This window comes from Actinoplanes philippinensis (assembly GCF_900113015.1).
Lineage (GTDB): Bacteria > Actinomycetota > Actinomycetes > Mycobacteriales > Micromonosporaceae > Actinoplanes > Actinoplanes philippinensis.
Window position 1 is genome coordinate 494,120 of the sequence record NZ_FONV01000007.1, and the last position, 23,106, is coordinate 517,225.

The 23,106-nt window shown below is 70.4% G+C and carries 19 protein-coding genes; 7 read left to right on the top strand and 12 right to left on the bottom strand.

The window, feature by feature from the left end; translation table 11 throughout:
- Positions 1–43 precede the first annotated feature (43 nt).
- The 5 genes from BM290_RS20890 to BM290_RS20910 all read left to right on the top strand — a co-directional run bounded on the left by BM290_RS20890 (position 44) and on the right by BM290_RS20910 (position 3,845).
- Positions 44–1,000 carry an Acg family FMN-binding oxidoreductase gene (locus BM290_RS20890; protein ID WP_093616537.1) on the top strand — a complete coding sequence of 319 codons (957 nt, stop codon included), beginning with the start codon at positions 44–46 and terminating at the stop codon, positions 998–1,000.
- A gap of 64 nt (positions 1,001–1,064) precedes the next feature.
- Complete coding sequence (locus tag BM290_RS20895; protein WP_177319815.1) at positions 1,065–1,757, top strand: energy-coupling factor ABC transporter permease; 693 nt, start codon at positions 1,065–1,067, stop codon at positions 1,755–1,757.
- Positions 1,754–2,194: a PDGLE domain-containing protein gene (locus BM290_RS20900; protein ID WP_093616539.1), complete on the top strand. Its 441-nt coding sequence runs from the start codon at positions 1,754–1,756 to the stop codon at positions 2,192–2,194. The genes BM290_RS20895 and BM290_RS20900 overlap by 4 nt, the downstream gene beginning before the upstream one ends.
- Positions 2,195–2,959 (top strand): cobalt ECF transporter T component CbiQ, encoded by a 765-nt coding sequence (cbiQ, locus tag BM290_RS20905; protein WP_093616541.1) that lies wholly within the window; start codon positions 2,195–2,197, stop codon positions 2,957–2,959.
- A gap of 127 nt (positions 2,960–3,086) precedes the next feature.
- Complete coding sequence (locus BM290_RS20910) at positions 3,087–3,845, top strand: energy-coupling factor ABC transporter ATP-binding protein (protein ID WP_093616543.1); 759 nt, start codon at positions 3,087–3,089, stop codon at positions 3,843–3,845.
- A 7-nt stretch (positions 3,846–3,852) separates the two neighbouring features.
- On the opposite strand, the gene BM290_RS20915 is transcribed toward BM290_RS20910, so the two are convergent.
- Positions 3,853–4,305, bottom strand: coding sequence for a peptidoglycan-binding domain-containing protein (locus BM290_RS20915; RefSeq protein ID WP_093616545.1), 453 nt, complete (start codon positions 4,303–4,305; stop codon positions 3,853–3,855).
- A 233-nt stretch (positions 4,306–4,538) separates the two neighbouring features.
- On the bottom strand, positions 4,539–6,974 hold the full coding sequence (locus BM290_RS20920; protein WP_093616547.1) for a phosphoketolase family protein: 2,436 nt from the start codon (positions 6,972–6,974) through the stop codon (positions 4,539–4,541).
- 342 nt (positions 6,975–7,316) lie between these two features.
- Here BM290_RS20920 and BM290_RS20925 point away from each other — a divergent pair, with 342 nt between their 5' ends.
- On the top strand, positions 7,317–7,664 hold the full coding sequence (locus BM290_RS20925; RefSeq protein ID WP_093616549.1) for a hypothetical protein: 348 nt from the start codon (positions 7,317–7,319) through the stop codon (positions 7,662–7,664).
- A gap of 228 nt (positions 7,665–7,892) precedes the next feature.
- Here the strand turns inward: BM290_RS20925 and yicI are convergent, their stop codons facing one another.
- From yicI to BM290_RS20955, 6 genes are all read right to left on the bottom strand, one after another.
- The gene (gene yicI, locus BM290_RS20930; protein ID WP_093616551.1) at positions 7,893–10,154 is read right to left on the bottom strand and encodes an alpha-xylosidase; all 2,262 of its coding nucleotides are present in this window, start codon (positions 10,152–10,154) and stop codon (positions 7,893–7,895) included.
- A gap of 10 nt (positions 10,155–10,164) precedes the next feature.
- Positions 10,165–11,007 (bottom strand): carbohydrate ABC transporter permease, encoded by an 843-nt coding sequence (locus BM290_RS20935; protein ID WP_093616553.1) that lies wholly within the window; start codon positions 11,005–11,007, stop codon positions 10,165–10,167.
- On the bottom strand, positions 11,004–11,903 hold the full coding sequence (locus BM290_RS20940; RefSeq protein WP_093616555.1) for a carbohydrate ABC transporter permease: 900 nt from the start codon (positions 11,901–11,903) through the stop codon (positions 11,004–11,006). The genes BM290_RS20935 and BM290_RS20940 overlap by 4 nt, the downstream gene beginning before the upstream one ends.
- A gap of 65 nt (positions 11,904–11,968) precedes the next feature.
- Positions 11,969–13,276, bottom strand: coding sequence for an extracellular solute-binding protein (locus BM290_RS20945; RefSeq protein WP_093616557.1), 1,308 nt, complete (start codon positions 13,274–13,276; stop codon positions 11,969–11,971).
- Positions 13,277–13,375: 99 nt separating this feature from the next.
- Entirely contained in the window at positions 13,376–14,392 is a 1,017-nt protein-coding gene (locus tag BM290_RS20950; RefSeq protein WP_093616559.1) for a LacI family DNA-binding transcriptional regulator, read from the bottom strand.
- 120 nt (positions 14,393–14,512) lie between these two features.
- Complete coding sequence (locus BM290_RS20955; protein WP_093616561.1) at positions 14,513–17,410, bottom strand: glycoside hydrolase family 3 protein; 2,898 nt, start codon at positions 17,408–17,410, stop codon at positions 14,513–14,515.
- Between the two features lie 181 nt (positions 17,411–17,591).
- On the opposite strand from BM290_RS20955, the gene BM290_RS20960 reads away from it, so the two are divergent.
- Entirely contained in the window at positions 17,592–18,947 is a 1,356-nt protein-coding gene (locus tag BM290_RS20960) for an FAD-dependent oxidoreductase (RefSeq protein WP_093616563.1), read from the top strand.
- A 561-nt stretch (positions 18,948–19,508) separates the two neighbouring features.
- Here the strand turns inward: BM290_RS20960 and BM290_RS48475 are convergent.
- From BM290_RS48475 to fabG, 4 genes are all read right to left on the bottom strand, one after another.
- On the bottom strand, positions 19,509–20,243 hold the full coding sequence (locus BM290_RS48475; protein WP_239143627.1) for a maltokinase N-terminal cap-like domain-containing protein: 735 nt from the start codon (positions 20,241–20,243) through the stop codon (positions 19,509–19,511).
- 65 nt (positions 20,244–20,308) lie between these two features.
- The gene (locus tag BM290_RS20970) at positions 20,309–20,965 is read right to left on the bottom strand and encodes an ornithine cyclodeaminase family protein (protein WP_093616565.1); all 657 of its coding nucleotides are present in this window, start codon (positions 20,963–20,965) and stop codon (positions 20,309–20,311) included.
- A gap of 206 nt (positions 20,966–21,171) precedes the next feature.
- On the bottom strand, positions 21,172–22,329 hold the full coding sequence (locus BM290_RS20975) for an acyl-CoA dehydrogenase family protein (protein ID WP_093616567.1): 1,158 nt from the start codon (positions 22,327–22,329) through the stop codon (positions 21,172–21,174).
- 18 nt (positions 22,330–22,347) lie between these two features.
- Positions 22,348–23,097 (bottom strand): 3-oxoacyl-ACP reductase FabG, encoded by a 750-nt coding sequence (fabG, locus tag BM290_RS20980; protein WP_093616569.1) that lies wholly within the window; start codon positions 23,095–23,097, stop codon positions 22,348–22,350.
- Positions 23,098–23,106: the final 9 nt, after the last annotated feature.

The following is a 23,106-nucleotide window of genomic DNA, read 5'->3' on the forward strand; positions in this document are numbered from 1 at the left end:
TTCGGCCCTTATCGCCGGGCTCGGCAGAGGGCACCGTGGAGGTATGACCCGCTACGACTCGTCCGACCTGCGGCGCGCCGCTGCGGCCGGGCTTCAGGCCCCGTCCATGTACAACAGCCAGCCGTGGGCGTTCCGTCTGCGGGACGGCGCCATCGAGGTGCTCGCGGATCCGGGACGGCAGCTGACCATCGCCGACCACGGCGGCTGGGCGCTGCGGCTGGCGCTGGGCGCGGCCACGTTCAACGCCAGGCTGGCGCTCGCCTGGGCCGGCACCCCGGCCGAGGTGCGGCTGCTGCCGGACACCGACGAGCCGGACGTCGTCGCCCGGCTCACGGCGGCCCCGCACCGGCCGCCGACCTACACCGAGCGCGATCTGTACACCGCGATCGAGCGCCGGTACAGCAACCGGCACCCGTTCTGGCCGGACCCGGTGCCGGCCGACGTGCGGGTGCGGCTGATCGAGGCGGCCCGGGTCGAGGGCGCCTGGCTGGACCTGCTGGTCGGGATGACGGCGCTGACCGGGTTCTCGGAGATCGCGCACAGCGCCGACCGGGTGCTGCGGCGGGACCAGCGCTACCAGGCCGAGATGATCACGTGGACCGACACCGAGTCGGACAGCGGCGGCATCCCGGTGGCGGCGGCCGCGGCGGTGGCCGAGGCGCAGGACCTGATCCCGCAGCGCAACTTCGGCGGGCGGCGCCGGGCGCCGGGCCGGGACTACGAGCCGGAGCCGCTGGTCGGCATCCTCGGCACGGCCGGCGATCGCAAGCTCGACCAGCTGATGGCCGGGCAGGCGCTGCAGCACGTGCTGCTGACCGCCACCGACGCGGGCCTGTCCAGCTCGCTGATCTCCCAGCCGATCGAGGTGCCGACGGCCCGCGACCAGCTACGACGGTCGCTGGGACGGTCCGGGTTCCCGCAGATAGCGTTCCGGATCGGGTACGGCCAGCCGGGTCACCCGTCGCCGCGGAGGGATGTGGCCGACGTCCTGGTCGGGTGAAGATCATCACTGACCCAGTTGCCAACTATATGCAACAACCACTGGCCATGAATATGCTGGCGCCATGGACGACGTGCGGGCGATGCACATCGCCAACGGGATCATCAACGGTCCCGTCTCGGCGATCTTCATAGTGGTGGCGGTGGCCGGCCTGGCGGTCTGTGTCCGCCGCGCCAGAGTCGACCTCGACGACCGGCTCGCCCCGATGGCGGGCCTGGTCGCGGCGTTCATCTTCGCCGTGCAGATGCTCAACTTCCAGGTGCTGCCGGGCGTCTCCGGCCACCTGCTCGGCGGCACGCTGGCGGTCATCCTGGTCGGCCCGTGGGTCGGCGCTCTCTGCGTGGCCACCGTGCTGCTGGTGCAGGCGCTGGTCTTCGCCGACGGCGGGCTCACCGCGATCGGGCTCAACATCACCAACATGGCGCTGATCGGTACGGCTGCGGCGTACCTCCTGGTCGCTCTGCTCCTGAGGGTCCTCCCCCGGACGATCGCCTCGCTCGGCGCGACGGCCCTGATCGCCTCCGTCATCGGCGTGGTGGTTGCCTCCCTCGGTTTCGTCGCCGAGTACGCGCTGGGCGGCACCACCCAGCTGTCGCTCGGCGGGATCGCCGCCACGATGGCCGGCGTGCACACGCTGATCGGCGTCGGCGAGGGCCTGATCGCCGCCACCACAGTGGTCACCGTCGCGAAGGTCCGGCCCGACCTGGTGTACGCCCTGCGCGCCTTCCGCAAGCAGCCGATCGGAGCCCAGGCATGAAGAAGTTCCTGATCGCCGGCCTGTTCGTGGCGCTGCTGCTGGCCGGGGTGGTGTCCCGCTTCGCCTCCGGCAGCCCGGACGGCCTCGACTACGCCGCCCGCGAGGGCTGCACCTTCGACGCCGACGGCGATATCACCGGCGGCACGTGCATGGCCCAGCAGGAGCAGGAGCACCAGCTCGGGGACAGCCCACTCGCCGACTACGGCATCAAGGGCATCGACAACGAGACACTCTCCACCGGACTGTCCGGGGTGGCCGGGGTGCTGCTGACCTTCGCGATCGGCGGCGGCCTGTTCTGGCTGATCCGCCGCCGCACCCCGGGTCAGCCGTCCGCCGGTTCGCCCAGCGACTCGCCCGCCGGTTCACCCAGCGACTCGCCCGCCGGCTCGCCCAGCGACTCGCCGAGCGGCTCGCCGGCCGACGAGAAGGTCGCCTGAATGGGGGCGGGCCACGCCCACCCGCTCCACCTCGACCGGGACAGCCGCGTTCACCGGCTCGCCCCCGAGGTGAAGATCGTGGCGACGCTGCTCTTCACGATCGTCGTGGTGGTCACGCCGCGGGAGGAGTTCGCCGCGTTCGCCGGTTACGCCGTGCTGATCGCGCTGGTCGCCCTCCTGGCCCGGGTTCCGGCCGGCTGGCTGCTCAAACGATCCACCATCGAGCTGCCGTTCGTGCTGCTGGCGGTGGTGCTGCCGGTCCTCGGCCACGGTGAGCGGGTCGACTGGCTCGGGATGTCGCTGTCGGTCGACGGCCTCCACGGCGCGTGGAACATCTTCGCCAAGGGCACCCTCGGCGTCCTGGCGTCGCTGCTGCTCGCCGCGACCACCACCATGCGTGACCTGATCCTCGGGCTGGACCGGCTGCGCTGCCCGACCGTGATCACCCAGATCATGACGTTCATGCTGCGCTACGTCGACGTGCTGATCGACGACGCCCGCCGGATGCGGATCGCCCGGCTGTCGCGCGGCTACGACCCGCGGTTCCTCTGGCAGGTGAAGGCGTTCGCGGTCGGGGTGGGCGCGCTGTTCCTGCGCTCGTACGAGCGGGGCGAGCGGGTCTACCTGGCGATGCTGTCGCGCGGTTACGCCGGGCGGATGCCGTCGCCCGTCGAGGCCACGGCCCCGGCCCGCGAGTGGGCGCTGTCCTCGGCGCTGCCGGTGGCAGCCGCCGGGATCGCGGTGGCAGCGGCGGTCCTGGCATGAGCACGGGCACGGGGACGAGCACGGGCACGGGCACGGGCACGAGCGCGAGCACGGGCACGAGCGCGAGCACGAGCGCGGGCGCGGGCCTGCGCCGGGCCGGGGACCGTCACCGTCCTAGCATGGTCGGATGACCGCGGCGCTCAGCATCACCGGCCTCACCTTCGCCTACCCCGACGGGCGGCAGGCGCTGCACGGCATCGACCTCACCATCGCCGAGGGCGAGCGGGTCGCGCTGCTCGGCCCGAACGGCGCCGGCAAGACCACCCTGGTGCTGCACCTCAACGGCATCCTGCACGGCGGCGAGGGCCGGGTGGAGATCGCCGGCCTGCCGGTCACCCCCGGCGATCGCCGGGCGATCACCGAGATCCGCCGCCGGGTCGGCATCGTCTTCCAGGACCCCGACGACCAGCTGTTCATGCCGACGGTCGCGGAGGACGTCGCCTTCGGCCCGGCCAATCTGGGGGTACGCGGCCCCGACCTCGACGATCGCGTGACCGAGGCACTGGCGGCCGTGGGCATGCTGGAGCACCGCGACCAGGTCCCGCAGCACCTGTCGTTCGGCCAGCGGCGCCGGGTGGCCGTGGCCACGGTGCTGGCCATGCGGCCGTCGTTGCTGGTGCTCGACGAGCCGTCGTCGAACCTGGACCCGGCCAGCCGGCGCGAGCTGGCCGAGATCATCAGGTCTCTGCCGGTGACCGTGCTGATGGTGACGCACGATCTGCCGTACGCGCTGGAGCTCTGCCCCCGCTCGGTGATCCTGGACGCCGGCCGCATCGTCGCCGACGCCCCCACCGCCGGCCTGCTGGCCGATCGCGCCCTGATGGCGGGTCACCGCCTGGAGCTGCCGTTCGGCTTCGACCCCGCGACCGTCAGCCGCGGGGTCTAGCGCGTCCTCAGGCGGCCCGGGAGAGCGGGGCCGCCTCACGCAGGCCGCTCACCAGCGCCTGCCATGTCTGCGGCCCGACGACGCCGTCCACCTCGATCGCCCCGCCACCGGCCCGGATGGTGCGCTGCAGGTCACGGATGGCCGCCTCGGTCCGGGGGCCGTAGATCCCGTCGGCGCCGTCGAGGGCGAACTCCTCCTGCAGGCCGCGCACCGCGCTGCCGCGCATCCCCGGCCGGACCGGCACCAGCAGCGCCCGCCACGTGGCGGCGTCGACCACCCCGTCGTCGGGAAGGCTCTTGGCCCGCTGGACGGCGCGTACCGCATCGCCGGTCTCGGAGCCGAAAACGCCGTCAACGGTGACCGTGTGACCATGGGCGAGCAACAGGTACTGCAGCGTCTGCACCGGGTGGTCGGTGGATCCCTGCCGGGTCGTCGGCCAGGGGTTCAGGGTGGCGGTCATACGGGGGTCCCCTTCCTCATCGTCGAGCGACGGGTAGTTCCTCCCCACACTTTCGCTGCCCGGGCCGATGAATAAAAGGGTGAGACAGGTCTCGGGCGCACTTTCGCAAGAATTGATGACCGCTTGCTGTCTGATTCGCGAACTCCAATAGGCAAACCGCGCGCGAATGTGTGAATTCGCGCGCGGTATCGCTCATCTACGTGCACCCGGCAGTGGGATTTCCCACCGGCGGCTCAGCTCTCCGCCCAGTCCTCCAGCGACCAGTCCCGGACCTCCGGCATGTCCTCGAGGTGCTCGACGACGTACTTCTCGTGCTTCTCCAGCTGCGCCTCGCACCACGCCTTCACCTCGCTGGCGCCGGCCGGCAGCCGCCTGGCGTTGTTGATCGCGTCGATCACCAGGTGGTAACGGGACGCCTTGTTGCGCACCGTCATGTCGAACGGGGTGGTCGTGGTGCCCTGCTCGATGAAGCCGCGCACCCGGAACCGGTCGGCGTCCGGCCGGCCGTGCACCAGCTGGTGGATGGCGCCCGGGTAGCCGTGGAAGCTGAAGACGACGTCGACGTGGTCGGTGAACAGCTCCCGGAACATCGTCTCGCTCATGCCGTGCGGGTGGTCCTTCGGCCGCGGCAGGGTCATCAGGTTGACCACGTTGACCACCCGGACCTTGAGCTGCGGCAGCTTCTTCATCAGGATCTGCGCGGCCGCCACGGTCTCCATGGTCACCACGTCGCCGGCGCAGGCCAGCACGATGTCCGGGTCGCGGTCGCCGTCGTCGGTGCCGGCCCACTCCCAGATGCCGGCGCCCTTACGGCAGTGCTCGATCGCCTGCTCCATGTCGAGCCACTGCAGCTGCGGCTGCTTGTCGATGACGATCAGGTTGACGTACGACCGGGAGCGGAAGCAGTGGTCGGCCACCGAGAGCAGCGTGTTCGCGTCCGGCGGCAGGTAGACCCGGGCCACGTTGCCGCGCTGGTTGAGCACCACCTGGATCAGGCCGGGCCCCTGGTGCGAGAAGCCGTTGTGGTCGTTGCGCCACGCGGTCGAGGTGAGCAGGATGTTCAGGCTCGGCACCTTGGCCCGCCACGGCAGGTGCGACGCCTCCTGCAGCCACTTGCCGTGCTGGACCGTCTGCGACGCGCTGACCATGGCGAACGCCTCGTAGGTGGCGAACATGCCGTGCCGCCCGGTGAGGTTGTAGCCCTCCAGCCAGCCGTGGCAGTTGTGCTCGGAGAGCACCTCCATCACCCGGCCGGAGTTGCTCAGCTTCACGTCGTCGCCGGTGGTGCCCTCCATGAACGCCCGGTCGGAGACCTCGAAGACGGCGCCGAGCCGGTTGCTGTTCGTCTCGTCGGGGCAGAAGAGCCGGAAGCTGTCCGGGTTGCGCGTGTAGATGTCGCGCATCATCTCGCCCAGCTTGCGGGTCGACTCGGCGCGCCCCTCGGCCGGCCGCTTCACGTCGACCGCGTAGTCGCGGAAGTCGGGCAGGTCCAGGTCCTTGGTGAGCAGGCCGCCGTTGGCGTGCGGGGTGGCGCTCATCCGCAGGTCTCCGGGCGGGGCCAGGTCGCGGATGATCTGCACCGGCGCGCCGGACGCGTCGAACAGCTCCTCCGGCTTGTACGACCGCAGCCACTTCTCCAGCTCGGCCAGGTGCTCGTCGTTGCCCTTGACACCGGAGAGCGGCACCTGGTGCGAGCGCCAGGTGCCGGTCACGGTGATGCCGTCGATCTTCTCCGGGCCGGTCCAGCCCTTCGGCGTGCGCATGACGATCAGGGGCCAGCGCGGGCGGCTGCCGTCCCACGTACCGCCGCGGGCCTCGCTCTGAATGGTCCTGATCTTGTCCCACGCCTCGGCGAGCACCGCGGCGAACCGGTGGTGCATGCCCGGCAGGTCCGCGCCCTCGATCTCGATGACGTCGTAGCCGTGGCCCTCGAGCAGCTTGCGCACCTCGGCCGGGTCCTTGCGGGCCAGCACCGTCGGGCCGGCGATCTTCGCGCCGTTGAGGTGCAGGATCGGCAGGACCGCGCCGTCGTGCTCCGGGTTGATGAAGGAGATGCCCTTCCAGGAGCCCTCCAGCGGGCCGGTCTCGGCCTCACCGTCACCGACCACCGCGATGGCCAGCAGGTCCGGGTTGTCCATCACCGCGCCGAAGGCGTGCACCAGCACGTAGCCGAGCTCGCCGCCCTCGTGGATGCTGCCGGGCGTGGTCACGCTGACGTGGCTGGGGATGCCGCCGGGGCTGGAGAACTGGCGGAAGAGCCGCAGCAGGCCGCCCTCGTCCAGGCCGACCTTCGGATACACCTCGGAGTAGGTGCCCTCCAGGTAGCCGGCGGCGACCAGGGCCGGCCCGCCGTGACCCGGGCCGGCCAGGTAGATCGCCTGCTGCCCGGTCTGCTTGATCAGCCGCGACACGTGGGCATAGACGAACGACAGGCCCGGGCTGGTGCCCCAGTGGCCGAGCAGGCGCGGCTTGATGTGGTCGGAGGTGAGCTTCTCGCGCAGCAGCGGGTTGCCCTGGAGATAGATCTGCCCGACGGTGAGGTAGTTGTTGGCCCGCCACCAGGCGTCGAGGCTGGCGACCTCGGCATCGTCCGGAGCGGCGAGCTTCCGCACGAGTTCCTGCTGGTCGAGCGTGGCGGCCCGGTTGTCCGAAACGGCGGTCACGGTCATTCCTCTCGACATTGTCTTTCGAGTTCCTGACTGGTCACGATCAACTTATCGACGACGTAAACGGCCGGGATGGGTCTTTCGGCCCCTCCGGACGGGACGTTACCCGCACTGAACGTTCCGACGCGTCGACCGGAAAATGACGGTCACGTGAAGTGGCACGACGCCCGGCGCCACCCGGACCGGCGCTGCCGGGGCGAACTCCCCAGGGACACTTCTACCAGGATCTCGCGGGTCCCCGGGTCACCCCGGCAGAATGGCACCTGAACCTGTCCCTGTCGGCGGGGGCCGCCCACGGCCCGCATGGTCGGCCCGATGTCCAACCAGCGTGAGGACCGGTAACCGATGGACGACCCGCACATTCACGTCGAGGCCGGGAAACTGCACTCCCGCGCCGCCGAGCGCAACCTCCTGGCGTCGGTGTTCGGCCTGGTCGGCCAGTTGCCCGCCGAGGTGACCAGCGCCTGTGGGATGCGGGTGCCGTTCGCCATGACCTCCGCCGAGCCGGACGCCGTCACCTGCCTGCCCTGCCGCAAGCACGCCGCCGAGCGGCACCGCCGGTTCGCCGAGCAGATCGCCGAGCTGGGCGCCGGGCCGGCCTCGCCGTTCAGCGGCCTGGACGCCGCGCAGGCGGCCGCCGCCTACCGCGACATCGCCCGCCGGTTCGACGCCCCGCCGGGCGGCGCTCCCTGATGGAGTCATGGCGCTGCCCCACGTGAGCGGGTCGATGCGACCGGCCGCCGGGCCGTACCGTGATACCGATGACACTCCACAGGGGACGGGCGCCGATGCGAGCGGGGCGAGTCTGGGCGGTCGGCGCGGTGGCCGTGATCGGCGCTCTGGTCGGCTGTGCCGGGGACCAGGCGAGGACACCGGAGACGCCCGGCGCCGCCGGTGGGCGGGCCGGGCGTCCGGGGGCTGCTAACCCAGGGTGAGGGTGCAGCTGTCCTGGTCGGCGGCCAGTTCGGTCACGTCGGAGCCGATCCGGACTCGCCAGGGCAGGGCGTCGCCCATCCGGCCGACGACGATGTCCGTGCCGGAGCGGGACACCGTGAAGACCGTGTCGGCGCCGGTCGGGCCGGGGACGACGACCGCGGTACGGCCCTCGGCCGGCTCGAACAGGTGCAGGGTCACACCGTCCCGGTAGTCGTAGTCGGGGCGGTCGTGGCGGGATCCGACCGGGAGGACGGTTCCCGGCCGGACCAGCAGCGGGGCCGTGGCGAAGCCGTGGGTCTCGGTGACCCAGCGCGGGCCCTCGATCGTCGCGGCGGTTCCGGCGGCCGGCAGGTAGCGCGTCCAGCGACCCTCGGGGACGTAGTAGGAGACCTCGCCGCCGGCCGTGAAGACCGGGGCGACCAGCAGGTCGGGGCCGAGCATGTACTGCCGGTCCAGGTAGGTGGCGGCCGGGTCGTGCGGGAACGCGACCGGCATCGGGCGCATCACCGGCAGGCCGGTCAGGTGGGCCTCGCGAGCGGCGCCGTAGATGTACGGCATGAGGCGGTACTTGAGATGGGTGAAGGACCGCAGCACGTCGACGGCCTCCTCGTCGAACAGCCACGGCACCCGGTAGGAGCTGCTGCCGTGCAGGCGGCTGTGCGACGACAGCAGGCCGAACGCCACCCACCGCTTGAACACGGCCGGGTCGGGCATGCCCTCGAAACCGCCGATGTCGTGGCTCCAGAAGCCGAACCCGGACGACATCAGGGACAGGCCGCCGCGCAGGCTCTCCGCCATCGACTCGTAGGTGCTGGAGTTGTCGCCGCCCCAGTGCACCGGGAACTGCTGGCCGCCGACGGTCGCCGAGCGGGCGAACAGCACCGCCTCGCCCTCGCCCTTCGCCTCGCGCAGCACCTCGAAGACGACCTCGTTGTAGAGCTGCGTGTAGTAGTTGTGCATGCGTTCCGGGTCGGAGCCGTCGTGCCACACCACGTCGGTGGGCACGCGTTCGCCGAAGTCCGACTTGAACGCGTCGACACCCATCTCGACCAGGGCCCGGAGTTTCCCCGCATACCATTCCCGAGCGGACGGGTTGGTGAAGTCGACGAGCGCCATCCCGGCCTGCCACAGGTCCCACTGGAAGACGTCACCGTTCGGCCGGAGTACCAGGTAACCGTTGTCGCGACCCTCGGCGAACAGCGGGGACCGCTGGGCGATGTACGGGTTGATCCACAGGCACGTCCTGAGCCCGCGGTCGGCGAGGCGCTTGAGCATGCCCGGCGGGTCGGGGAAGACGCGCGGGTCCCACTCGAAGTCGCACCAGTTGAACTCGCGCATCCAGAAGCAGTCGAAGTGGAACACCGACAGCGGCAGGTCCCGGTCGGCCATCCCGCCGACGAACTTGTTGACCGTCTCCTCGTCGTAGTCGGTGGTGAACGACGTGGTCAGCCAGAGCCCGAACGACCAGGCCGGCGGGAGCGCGGGCCGGCCGGTGAGCGCGGTGTACTTGCGGATGATGTCGGCCGGGGTGGGCCCGTGGATGACCAGGTAGGACAGTTGCTGCCCGGCGACGCTGAACTGGGTGCGGGTGACCATCTCGGAGGCGACCTCGAAGGACACCTTGCCGGGGTGGTCGACGAGGACGCCGTACCCGCCGTTGGTGATGTAGAAGGGGACGTTCTTGTACGCCTGCTCGGAGCTGGTGCCGCCGTCCTCCTGCCAGACGTCGACCGTCTGGCCGTTCTTGATCAGCGGCCCGAACCGCTCGCCCAGGCCGTAGACGACGTGCCCGACGCCGAGGTCGAGCTGCTCGTGGATGTAGTCGCCGTCGGGGCTGCTGACGATGCCCATGCCCTTCCAGCCGCTGCCGGTGAGGCGGCGCCCGTCGGCGTCGAGGAAGTCGAGGGCCCAGTTGTCGCCGTCGGAGAAGCGTGCGGTCAGCGAGCCGGAGGTGATCGAGCGGGGGCCGACCGAGACGTCACCGGGTTCGCCGGAAATCGCGAAATTCGGCGATTTGGAGCGCTCTCCCTGGAAGTGCGAGACGGTGACCCGGATGACGTCGGGGGCGGGGGCCGTGCACTCGACGGTGATCAGGGCGGAGTTGAGCGTGTCACCGCGGTGCGTGATCGGGCGGGTGGCGGCCCAGGCGGTCAGCGAGTCCGGGCCGGTCGCCGTGTCCTGCAGGTGGGCAGGGTGCAGCACGGTGACGCCTGCGCGCTTTCGCCAATAGCCGTCGGTGAACTTCATCAAAAGTCCTTTACTTGATGGCGCCGGCGGCGATGCCGCGCGTGAGGGTCCGCTGGAAGATCAGGAAGAAGAGGATCGCGGGGAGGATGCCGATCAGGGCGGAGGCGCTGGTCGTGGTGGCGTCCATCATCCGGTCGCCCTGCAGGACGCCGAGGGCGACCGGAACGGTCTGGTTGTCGTTGGAGACGAGGAAGACCAGGGGCAGGAAGAACTCGTTCCAGGTCCAGATGAAGAAGAACGTGAACAGCACCGCGAGGGTGGGGCCGCTGACCGGCACGACGACCCGCCACAGGGTCCGCCATTTTCCGGCGCCGTCGACGGAGGCCGCGTCCAGCAACTCCCGGGGGAACTCGGTGTAGACCGAGGTCAGCAGGTACGTGCCGAACGCGCTCTGGATGACCGTGAAGATGATGATGATCGCGAACAGGCTGTCGTAGAGCCCCGCCTCCTTGGAGATGTAGTACAGCGGGTAGACCAGCACCTCCTGCGGGAGCAGGTTCGCGACCAGGAAGAACACCAGGAACCAGACCCGGCCCTTGACCCGGCCGATGCCGAGGGCGTACGCGTTGAGGATCGACAGCACCACGCCGAGGACGGCCACGACCAGGGCGGTGACGAAGCTGTTCCAGAGTTTCTGGCCGAAGTTCACCCGGTTCCAGAAGTCGACGATGCCGTCCCAGTAGAGGCTGCCGGGGATCGACAGCGGTCCGTTGGCGGCGTAGTCGGCGGGGCTCTTTACCGCGTTGACGGCGATCACCAGCAGCGGCCCGACCAGCAGCAGGAGCAGGACGACGAGCGCGGCCAGGACGAACCAGCGGACCGGGTTGCGGTGTTTCACAGCGAGGTCGGTCACCGGAGCTCCTCCGAGCGGTGCTGGAGACGGAGGAACAGGAAGGCGAGGGCCACGATCAGCACGGTCAGCACCGTGGAGATCGCCGACCCGTACCCGACCTGGGCCTTCTCGAAGAAGTTCTTGTAGGCGAAGTACGACGGGACGAGGGTGGCGTTGCTCGGGCCGCCCTTGGTGAGCACGAAGACCTGGCCGAAGATCTTCAGCGCGGCGATCGTGGTGGTGATCAGCACGACGTAGAACTCGGGCCGGATCATGTGGACGGTGATCTTGCGGAACCGCTGCCACCAGGTCGCGCCGTCGAGGTCGGCCGCCTCGTAGAGCGAAGGGTCGATCCGGGACAGCCCGGACATGAACATGACGACCGGGTAGCCGATCTGGAACCAGATCATCACCAGCATCACGCTGTACAGCGCGTAGTCGGGGTCACCGAGCCAGTTCCTGGTCAGCCCGCCCAGCCCGACCGCTTCGAGGATCCGGTTGAGGGCGCCGTAGCTGGGATGCAGGATCCAGCTCCAGATGATGCCGGTGACCGCGACCGGGATGACCTGCGGCAGGTAGTAGCCGGAGCGGAACAGCCCGGCCCACCGGTCGCCGAACTTCTTGCCCACGTAGTCGAAGAGCACCGCCGCCAGCACCAGGCCGAGCAGGGTCGGGATGATCGCCATCGCGAAGACGAGCAGCCCGATGTTGCCGAACGACTGCCAGAACAGGGTGTCGCCGAACAGCCGGGTGTAGTTCTCGAGACCGACCCAGCGCGGGTCGCCGACGCCGGTCCACTTGGTGAAGCTGACGTACACGGTCATCACCAGCGGCACCACGATCACCGCGATCGACGCGAGCACACCGGGAATCAGATACAGCGCGTAACCGCGTTCGCGCGACGAACGTCCGGCCATGCCGGGGCCCCTTCCCTTCGCGATGCGGGCGGCTGGTCACCGCCCGCATCGCGGCTGACGCAAGCTCACTTGCCGAGGTCGGATCGATTCTGGTCGTACGGCTTCGCGATCTCGTCGAGGAAGGCGTCCGGCGTCTTCGAACCGTTGATCAGGCCCTGGGTGCCGGCCACGAGGACGTCGTAGTAACCGGGCGCCGGCCAGTCGGGGTAGAAGGCCAGGCCGTCCGAGGTCGAGATCTTGTTGAAGGTCTCGACCAGCTCCTTGTTCTTCGGGTCGGTGATCGCCGAGGCGTCGGCCGCCACCGGGACGCCGCCGCTGTTGCCGAGCAGCGCCTGCACCTCGGGTGACATGGTGATGTCGATGAAGTCGTACGCCAGCGACTTGGCCTTGCTCTTCTCCGGGACGACCCACAGGTTGCCGCTGGAGCCCGGGTGCAGGGTGTTGCCCGGGAAGAGGAAGGTGCCCCACTCGAAGTCCTTGATCTCCGAGGCGAACCGGCCGTACCACCAGGAACCGGAGATCAGGATCGGGAACTTGCCCTGGGTGAAGGAGACGCCCATGTCCTCGGCCTTGATGCCGGCCGAGTCCTTGCCGATGTAACCCTTGCTCACCCAGTCGGCGAACGTCTGCGCGCCGTAGGTGAACTGCGGCCCCTTGAAGTCGACCTTGTTCGTGTAGAGCTGGTAGTCGTTGACGAACGCGCGGTCCGACTTCGACAGGGCCAGCTCGTAGAAGATCTGCTGGGCCGGGTATTCGGCGCCGCCGACGGCCAGCGGGGTCACCTTGTTCTGCACGAAGGTGTCCATCACCTTGGTGAACTCGTCGAACGAGGTCGGCACGGCCAGCTTGTACTGGTCGAACATCTTCTTGTTGTAGTAGACGGTGACGAACTCGCCGTAGTTGGGCACGCCGAAGACCTTGCCGTTGCCCATGATGCCGTCTTCGTCGTATTTCGCCGTCGTCTGCAGGCTGGAGCTCAGCTTCTTGTCCCAGCCGCGCTTGGTGAACTCGTCCGACAGGTCGGTGAGCAGCCCCTGCTTGGAGAGCAGGCCGGCGGTCGCGTTGCCCTTGTTGTATTCGAGGATGTCCGGGGCGCTGTCGGAGTTGAGGATCATCTGGGCGTTCTGCTGGATCTGCTCGAAGCCCTTCTCCTCGAACTTCACCTCGACGCCGGGGTGGCTCGCCTTGAACAGCTCGATCGCCTTGTTCCAGGCGATGCCCATGGCGCTGTTCGGGCCCTCGTAGTGCCACAGGGTCAGGGACTTGGCGTCGGCGCCCTCGGTCGAGGAGTCGTCACTGCCACAGGCGGTGAGACCGAGGGTCGCTGCCAGCAAAAGAGCACCGGCCGCGAGACCGGATCGTGATCGGAGCATAACCGTTCCTCCCGGAGGAATGAGAGCGGGAAGTCCTCGTCGTCGAAGCGCTTCGACGATCGGCCTTGTCGAGACGCTATGGAACGAGCCCACTTCATGTCAACGGTGTGACGTGGAGATTTCGCGGCAGGAGTCCCGCTCGACCAGGCTCGGCGCCAGCAGCCGTGTGTACTCGACGCGACGCCCGTCGAGCAGCCGCATCGCGGTCTCCACGGCCAGGGTGCCGACGTCGTGCGCCGGGATGTCGATCGAGGTCAGCTGGATCGGCATCGCCGTCGCCACGTCACGCGGGCAGACCGCGACGATCGAGATGTCGTCGGGCACCCGGCGCCCGGTGGCGTGCAGCAGGTCGAGCAGCGGCCGCAGCGCCTCCTCATTGTGCACCACCAGGGCGGTCAGCCCGTCGAGTTCGGCGTCGAGGTCGGCCAGGCAGGACCGCACGCCCTCGGCGCCCGGCTCGCACGGGTGCGTCACCGTGCGCAGCGAAAGCTCCGCCGACGCCTCCAGAAAACCGGTGAGGAACCGGTCGGCATACGTCGTCTGGCGCTTGTAAACCGCCGGGGACGGGCCGACCAGGCCGATCCTGCGGTGTCCGTGCCCGGCCAGGTGGGCGAGCGCCTCCCGGGCGGCGGCGCCGAAGTCGAGGTCGACACAGGCGATCCCGGTGTGGTCCTGCGGCAGGCCGATCAGCACCGACGGCTGCTTGAGCCGGCGCAGCGCCGGAATACGGAGATCGTCGCGCTCCAGGTCCATCAGTATCAACGCGTCGACCATGGTGCTGTGCGCGACCCGCTCCAGGCCGGCCGTCCCCTCGTCCTTGGTCAGCAGCAGGACGTCATGGTTGTACGACCGGGCGGCGGTCACCACAGCGGTCGCGAACTGCATGATGACCGGCACGTTGACGTCCACGCGCAGCGGCGCGACCAGGGCGATCACATTCGTCTTGCTGCTCGCCAGGGCACGGGCGCCGGCGTGCGGGTGGAAGCCGAGCTCGGCGATCGCCGCCTGCACCCGGGCGCGGGTCTCCGCCGAGATCGGGCGACGGCCGCTCAACACATACGACACCGTGCTGGGCGAGACCCCCGCCGCCTTGGCGACATCGTTGATCGTCGGCATTGCGCCTCCCCAAGTCGCCACAGCCTCTCCTTCCGCCGATCCTACTGATCAGCGCTCCTCCCACCCGATCGGTGTGCCGGCCCGCGACGCTCCGGCGCAGCGCGGGCCGGCACACGGGCGTCACGTGATCGAGAACGTGACCAGGCGTACGCCCGGGCCCGGTAGCAGGTAGACCGTCCGGCGGCCGGAGAAGCGGGCCAGGGCGGCGGTCACCGTCGCGTAGTCGTAGACGCCTGCGGTACCCACCGTGGCGGTGCCGAGCAGGCGACCGGACGGTGAGCCGAGGCGGACCTGGACGGTTCCGCTGCCGGAGGCACGCGCCGTGAAGGTGGCGCCGCCGCGCAGCCTGACCTCCTCGAACGCCAGCCAGTCCCCCGCCGTGACGCCGCCGACCACGGTGCCGGACGCCTTGGTCTCGTCGAGCAGCCGGACGCCCGAGTAGTCGTCGAACGTCTCCGCCCGGGTCGGTCTCGCCAGGTCCCGGGCCGGAATCGGCTCACCCTTCACCGCCCACGCGGTCCGCTGCCGGATGTCGCCGGACGACGAGCCGAGCAGGACGTCGTAGACCGAGGTCTCGACGATCCAGCGCTGCCGGGTCTGGTCCCAGCGGGCCAGGTCGGAGGTCTTCAGATCGAAGGTGACGGTGCTCGACCGGCCGGCGTCCAGCTGGATCTTCCGGAAGGCGCGCAACTGCTTGATCGCCGTGGCGTCGCGGGAGGTCCGCTGGTGGGTGTAGAGCTGCACCACCTCGTCACCGGCGCGCTTGCCGGTGTTGGTCACCGTCAGCGTCACCTTCCCGTCGGCGACGCGGGGCACGCCGTACCGGAACGTGGTGTAGGACAGCCCGTGGCCGAAGGCGTAGAGCGGGGTCGCGTCGCCGTACAGGTAGGTCTGCTTCGTCTTGACGATGTCGTACTGCAGCAGGTCGTCCGGCAACTGGCCGACCGACCGCGGCCAGGTCTGGGTGAGCCGGCCGGACGGGTTGACGTCGCCGTAGAGCACGTCGGCCACGGCGTGCCCGGTCTCGGCGCCGGCATGGGTGGTCCAGAGAATCCCGGGCACGTGCCGCTGCGCCCAGGTGATCGCCTGCGGATAGCTGCTCTGCAGCACCACGACGGTCCGCGGGTTGGCCGCCCGGACCGCCTTGATCAGGGCCTCCTGGCGGGCGCCGAGACCGAGCCCGGCACGGTCGTGGACCTCGCGGCCGGCGACGAACGGGTCGGTGCCGACGACGACCACCGCGGTCTGCGCCCTCTTCGCCTGCGCGGCCGCCTGTGCCACGCCGTCCACCAGGACCTCCCTGGTGAACCTGGTGGCCGCGGAGAGACCGCCGAGCGTCAGGTTGCCGTCGGCGCCCACCGTCACGTAGTCGGTGTCCGGGAACCAGGACTCCTGGGTCTCGTAGCCGGCGTAGTGCAGGACGACCGTACCGTCGCCCTGGTCCTCGATCCGGAACTGCTCCTGCACGAACCAGCCGGCCGGGTCCTGAGCCCGGGTGACGAACGGACCCCAGCCGTAACCGACCAGCTTGCCGTTGGCGACACTGCGCAGGGTGGAGACGCCGTCGCCCCAGTCGACCGTGTCGAACTGGGCGGCCGTCGTCGGGCTCGTCGCGGTCAGGCCGACGCTGCCGGTTCCGGCGGTCACGTAACGGCCGGTGGCGACGTCCTTCAGGGCGATCCGGTCGGCGCCGGTCCCGGTGGCCACGGTGGACGCGCGCTCGGTGATCCCGTCGAGGATGCTGACCCGGTACGGGAGCTGTCCGCCGTACCAGTCGCTGTAGAGCTTGTCCGCGGCAGGACCGACGACCGCGACCGATCCGCCCGCCCGCAGCGGAAGGATGCCGTCGTTCTTGAGCAGGACCGCGGCCTCGGCGGCGGTCTCGCGGGCCAGCGCGCGATGCGCCGGGCTGTCGATCACCGAGGGCGAGATCCCGGCGTACGGGCCACCGTCCGGATCGAACTCACCGAGCCGGAACCGGATGCTCAACGCGTTGCCGGCCGACTCGTCCACGTCGGCCTCGGTGATCAGGCCCCGCGCGAGCGCGTCCTTGATCGCGGTCACCGTCGGCACCGCGTCGGTGTCGTCGACCGTGAAGCTGTCCAGCCCCGCCCTCAAGGTGGCGGCGTTCGCCTCGGCCTGGGTGGCGTAGTAGGCCTGCGAGCCGGTCAGGTTGGCCGGCGCCCACGCGTCGCTGACGTTGAACAGCCGGCGGCCGCTCCAGCCGGGCAGCAGGGCGCCGAGGTCCGGGTCGACGGTCGCGGGCCGCCCGTTGATCAGGTTGTAGGAGGCCATCACCCCGGTCGCGGCATCGTTGCGCAGCGCGATCTCGAACGGCTTGCGGTCGTACTCGTTGAGCACCCGCTGCGGCACGTTCGACGAGGTCCGGTCGCGCAGCGTCTCGTTGTTGTAGGCGGCGTAGTGCTTGAGCGTCGGCGCGACCTTGAGATGATCCGGGTCGTCGCCCTGCAGGCCGTCGCCGTACGCGGTGGCGATCGCGCCGGACAGCAGCGGGTCCTCGGAGTAGCCCTCCTCGTTGCGGCCCCAGCGCGGGTCACGCAGCAGGTTGACCACCGGCGCCCAGGCGTTGAGGCCCCACGTCGCCGGGTTCTGCGCGTGGAAGCCGCGCAGCTCGTCACCGACCGCCGACCCGACCCGCTCGATCAGCGCCGGATCCCACGTGCTCGCCAGGCCGACCGCCTGCGGGAAGACCGTGGCCGTCGCGTCGATCTTCGCCGAGTTGTCGTAGTAGTCGTTGGACCAGGCGACACCGTGCAGAGCCTCGGTGCCGGATTTGAACACGTCGATCCCGAGCCGCGGAATGGCGGGCTGATATTGGTGCAGCAGCGAGATCTTCTCGTCGAGGGTGAGCCGGCCGAGAAGGTCGTCCAGGCGCTTGGCCAGCGGCAACGACGGGTCACGGAAGGGGGGTGCCGGTTCGGCCCGGGCCACTCCCGGAGCCAGGGGGAGGACCAGGACGGCGGCCGCAAGCGCGGCGAGACCGCGTCTGAGACGCATGGGAATCTCCTCTTTCGGGGAGGCGGGAATGATTCGTCGAAGCGCTTCGACGAATGGCGGGGAGAACGCCCCGGCGACAATGGGGTGCGGTGAGGTCACCATAGAGCGACGCCGATGCGCTGGGCAACCGTCCCGCGCGGCTTTCGCCGAAATCCAGCGGTAACAGAGGCAGAATGACCGGATGCGACTGATCGTCATCGGCGGCGACGCGGCCGGAATGTCCGCCGCATCCCAGGCGCGCCGTCTGCTCAAGCCCGGCGACCTCGACATCGCGGCCTTCGAACGGGGCGAGTACACCTCCTACTCGGCGTGCGGGATCCCCTACTGGGTCGGCGGGCTCGTCGACGGGCCGGACGGGCTCATCGCCCGCGACCCGGCCGCCCACCGGGCCAACGGCATCGAGGTCCACACCGGACACGAGGTCACCGGCATCGACCTCCGTTCGCGCACGGTCACGGTCCGCTCGTCCGGCGCGGACCGCACCGAGAGCTTCGACCATCTGGTGTACGCGGCCGGCGCGACCCCGGTCCGGCCGGCGTGGGCCGACACGCCCGCGAAGGGGATCTTCGGCGTACAGACCCTCGGCGACGCCGCGGCTCTGCAGGAGTGGCTGGAGCCCGGCCGGGACACCGCCGTCGTGATCGGCGCCGGCTACATCGGTGTCGAGATGGCCGAGGCCCTGCAACGCCGTGGCCTGCGCGTCACCCTCGTCGAGCGGGCCGGGCAGCCGATGTCCACGGTCGACCCGGACATGGGGGCGCTCGTCGCCGACTCCATCCGAGGGCTGGGCATCGCGTTGCGTACCGGGGTGACCGTGCAGGGACTGGAGACCGCCGACGGGCAGGTCCGCGCGGTCGTCACCGACGACGGGGTGCTGCCCGCCGACGTGGTGGTCCTCGGGCTCGGCGTGCGGCCCAACACGGCGCTCGCCGACGCGGCCGGGCTGCCGCTCGGCGTCACCGGCGCGCTCGCCACCGACCTGCGGCAGCGGGTCACCGGCCCGGACGGCATCGTCGAGGGCGTGTGGGCGGCCGGCGACTGCACGCAGGTCACCCATCTGGTCAGCGGGCGGCCCGCGCACATCCCGCTCGGCACCCACGCCAACAAGCAGGGCCGGGTCGCCGGGATCAACATCGGCGGCGGGTACGCCACGTTCCCCGGCGTGATCGGCACGGCGATCACCAAGATCTGCGACCTGGAGGTGGCGCGGACCGGGCTGTCGTCGAAGGAGGCGGAGGCGGCCGGATTCCGGTACGTGACAGCCACCGTCGAGTCCACCAACCGGGCCGGCTACTTCCCCGGGGCGGTCCCGATGACCGTCAAGGTGATCGCCGAGAAGGACACCGGGCTGCTGCTCGGCGCCCAGATCGTCGGCCGGGCCGAGGCGGCCAAGCGGATCGACGCGTTCGCGGTCGCCGTGTGGAACCGGATGACGGTCACCGAGATGACCGCCCTCGACCTCGGTTACGCCCCGCCGTACGCCCCGGTCTGGGACCCGGTCCTGATCGCCGCCCGCAAAGCGGGCGACGCCCTGTAGCCCGCACCGCCGGCGACGCCCTGTAGCCCGCACCGCCGGCCACGGTCCCCCGCGCCACCCCACCGCCCGGCTGAGACACATCACCCAGCGGCACACCAGCGCCGCATCCCACCCGGAGACAAATCACCCAGCGGCACGCCACCGCTGCTTCCGGCCCTGAGACGATCGCCCAGCGGCACGCCAACGCTGCCTCCGGCCCTGAGACGATCGCCCGGCGGCACGGCATCGCTGCTTCCGGCCTGCGACGATCGCCCGGCCGCACGGCATCGCTGCTTCCGGCCCTGGCGACGATCACCCAGCGGCACGCCAACGCTGCCTCCGGCCCTGCGACGATCACCCGGCGGCACGCCAACGCTGCCTCCGGCCCTGCGACGATCGCCCGGCGGCACGCCAACGCTGCCTCCGGCCCTGCGACGATCACCCGGCGGCACGCCAACGCTGCCTCCGGCCCTGCGACGATCGCCCGGCGGCACGGCATCGCTGCTTCCGGGCGGTTTTGGGGTTCGTGACGCGCCGCTGCGGGGCGGGGCGCTGATGTCGATCTCCGGGGGCGCCGGGTTTCTAGGTGAGGAGGGCCAGGACCGCTGACTCGCCGTCCCAGGTGCCGGTCAGGGTGGCGCCCATCGCGATCACCGGGCCGATCGTCCGGACCACGGTCAGGTCGCCGGACACGTCGCCCGGGTCGGCGGTGCTGCCGCGCAGCCGCATCGCCGGTTCCCGGGTCACCGTCAGGCCGTCGACCTCGAACTCCTCGGCGGCCTCGTGCCCACCGGAGCGGATCGTCTCGGCGACCACCGCCCGGTAGACCGGATCACCCTCGGCGTCGTAGACCCAGCGGGTGCCCAGCACCGAGTGCTCGGTGGTCCCGACCAGCCATTCGTCGGCCCCGGCCAGCGGCGCGTCCCGGTAGGTCAGCGGCACGTGCAGCAGCGGGCCGTCACCGGCGCGGACGATCAACGTCTCGATACCGACCTCGCCGGCCGGGTCGTCGAACCGGGCCGCGGCCACCCGCTCCGGCACGACGGCCGAACTGCCACTCCCGGCCGAGCCATCACTCCGGGCCGGGCCATCACTCCCGGCCGAGCCACCACTCCCGGCCGAGCCACCACTCCCGGCCGAGCCACCACTGCCGGCCGAGCCACCACTGCCGGCCGAGCCACCACTCCCGGCCGAGCCACCACTCCCGGCCGGGCTGCCGCTGCCGGCCGGGGCGCCATACCAGGGCCGGGTGGGTAGCCAGGCCGCGAGCAGTTCGAGCTTGCTGGGAACGATGGTCGCCTTGTGCAGAATCGCCATGCCCGGCAGCCTAGAGCCTCACCTCGACAGGGCCGGTCCGGTCAGTCTGGGCGGATGAGGGTCTCCTAGGCGATTCCGGCCGCCGCGCGCCGGCCGCGGTTCTGCCGCCGCTCAACGAAGGACTGAACTGGATCAACGGCGACTGTCTCCACGCCCACGAGGCGGCGGCCGGCGGGCCGGACAGAAGTCGACCTGCCGCCCCGGCCGGTGGCCAGTGCGTGCTCGTGCAGGTGGCGGGCCACCACCACGTCCTCGACGGCCAGACCCGGCGACTTGAAGACGGTGATCTCGTCCGGGGTGGTGCGCCCGGGGAGCCGGCCGGTCAGGACCTCGCCCAGTTCGCCGCGGATGTGACCGGGATCGATCAGGTGGGTGGCGCGCCGGTAGTCGCCTGACTCGTTCAGCAGCGACTCGCGGCGGTCGGTGAACAGGGCGGCCCGGGCCAGGAGTTCGGGTTCCAGTTCGGCGGCGGTGGGGATGGACGAACCGACCGCGTTGATGTGCGTGCCCGGGTCGGCCCACTTCGCGAACAGGATCGGGTCGGTGGCTGTGGTGGCGGTGACGACGATGTCCGCGCCGGCAGGGTCGGTGGTGCCACGGTCGGCCACCCGCACCTCGTCGAAGTCGGCCGCCATCGCCCGCAGATGAGCCGGCGCCTGGGTGCCGCGACGGAAAACGGTCAGGATCCGGGCGCCGACGAGCGCGGTCAGGGCCTCGCGCATCAGCTCACGGCAGGAGTGAGCAGTTCGTGCACGTCGGAGGCGGAGAGCACCAGCATGCGATCACCCTGGAACCCGGTGGGGCCGCTCTCCCCCACCGGATTCAGCCCGGCGGGCGCGTTTCGGCCCGGGCCACCGCGGACGTCGCGCGGTGGCCCGGGAACTGCGTCGGCTTCGGCGGTACGGGGACACCCGTACCGTATGAGGGTTTAAAGGCCCATGTCCTTGGCGATGATCATCTTCATCACCTCGGACGTGCCGCCGTAGATCCGGTTGACGCGGTTGTCGGCGTAGAGGCGGGCGATCGGGTACTCGTTGATGAAGCCGTAACCGCCGTGCAGCTGCAGGCAGCGGTCGATGACCCGGTGCGCGGCCTCGGTGCAGAAGAGTTTCGCCGAGGCGGCCTCGGCGGCGGTCAGCTCGCCCACGTCCAGCGCCTCCAGGGCCCGGTCGGCGACCGCCTGCGCGGCGTCCACCTCGGCCTGGCAGGCGGCCAGCTCGAACTTGGTGTTCTGGAAACTGGCGACCGGCTGGCCGAAGACCTTGCGGTCCTGCACGTACTGCTTGGCGAACCGGACCGCGGCGGCGGCCTGCGCGTACGCCCCGTAGGCAATGCTCAGGCGCTCCTTCGGCAGGTTCTTGCCGAGGTAGTAGAAGCCCTTGTTCTCCTCGCCGAGGCGGTCCTCGACCGGCACCTTCACGTCGACGAACGCCAGCTCGCCGGTGTCGGAGGTACGCAGGCCCAGCTTGTCGAGCTTGCGGCCGACCGAGTAGCCGGGCAGCGTGGTGTCGACGTTGAGCAGGGTGATGCCGTAACGGCGGTCGTCGGGTTTCGACGGGGAGGTCCGCGCGCAGACGATCACCCGGTCGGCGAGGACACCACCGGTGATGAAGGTCTTCGCGCCGTTGAGCACGTAGTGCGTGCCGTCCTCGCTCAGCTTCGCCGTGGTGCTCATGCCGGCCAGGTCGCTGCCGGTGCCCGGCTCGGTCATGGCCAGCGCGTACATCGTGTCGCCGGAGACGAAGTCGGGCAGCCAGCGCCGCTTCTGCTCCTCGGTGCCCAGGTCCAGCAGGTACGGCAGGCCCAGCGCGACGTGCGCCCCGGCCGCCCCGAACGAGACCCCGGCCCGCATGGTCTCCTCGGTCTGGACGGCGGCGAACTTGAAGCTGTCGATGCCGGCGCCGCCGTACTCCTCCGGCACCTCGATGCCGAACAGGCCCAGCTCGGCGAGCTGCTTGTAGAAGTCGCGCGGGACCTGGCCGTCGGCGAACCACTGGTCGTAGCGGGGCACCACCTCGGCCTCGATGAACTCCCGCAGGGTCTGGCGGAACGCCTCGTGGTCCTCGTTGAAAACAGTGCGGCGCATGCTCTCGCCTTGTCCTTTCTAGAGACGGCGTCCGCCGTCGACGTAGATCGTCTGCCCGGTGATGAAGGATGCCGCGTCACTGGCGAGGAACGCGACCACCCGGGCCACGTCCTCCGGCCGGCCGACCCGCCGCAGCGGGGTGATCTCGGCGGCCTTGGCCCGCATGTCGGCGGCGGAGATGCCGACCCGGGCGGCGGTCGCGTCGGTCATCTCGGTGACGATGAAGCCCGGCGCCACCGCGTTGACGTTGATGTTGAACGGCCCCAGCTCCATCGCGAGAGTCCTGGTCAGGCCCTGGATGCCCGCTTTGGCGGCGGAGTAGTTGGCCTGGCCCCGGTTGCCGAGCGCGGACACGCTCGACGTGTTCACGATCTTGCCGGAGCGTTTGGCGACCATGTGCCGCTGGGCGGCCCGGCTGCACAGGAACGCGCCGCGCAGGTGCACGTTCATCACGATGTCCCAGTCGGAGGCGGACATCTTGTGCAGCAGGTTGTCACGGAGCACGCCGGCATTGTTCACCAGCACGTCCACCCCGCCCAACTCGCCGGCGACCTTGTTGACCACGGCGTCCACCTGGGCCTCGTCCGCGACGTCGCAGCCGAACGCGATCGCGGTCCCGCCGGACGCCTTGATCCGGTCGACGACCTCGGCGCAGGCCTGCTCGTCGAGGTCGAGCACGGCGACGGACGCTCCCTCGCGGGCGAACTGGATGGCGGTGGCGGCGCCGATACCTCTCGCGGCCCCGGTGACGATGGCGACGCGACTCATTTCAACCTC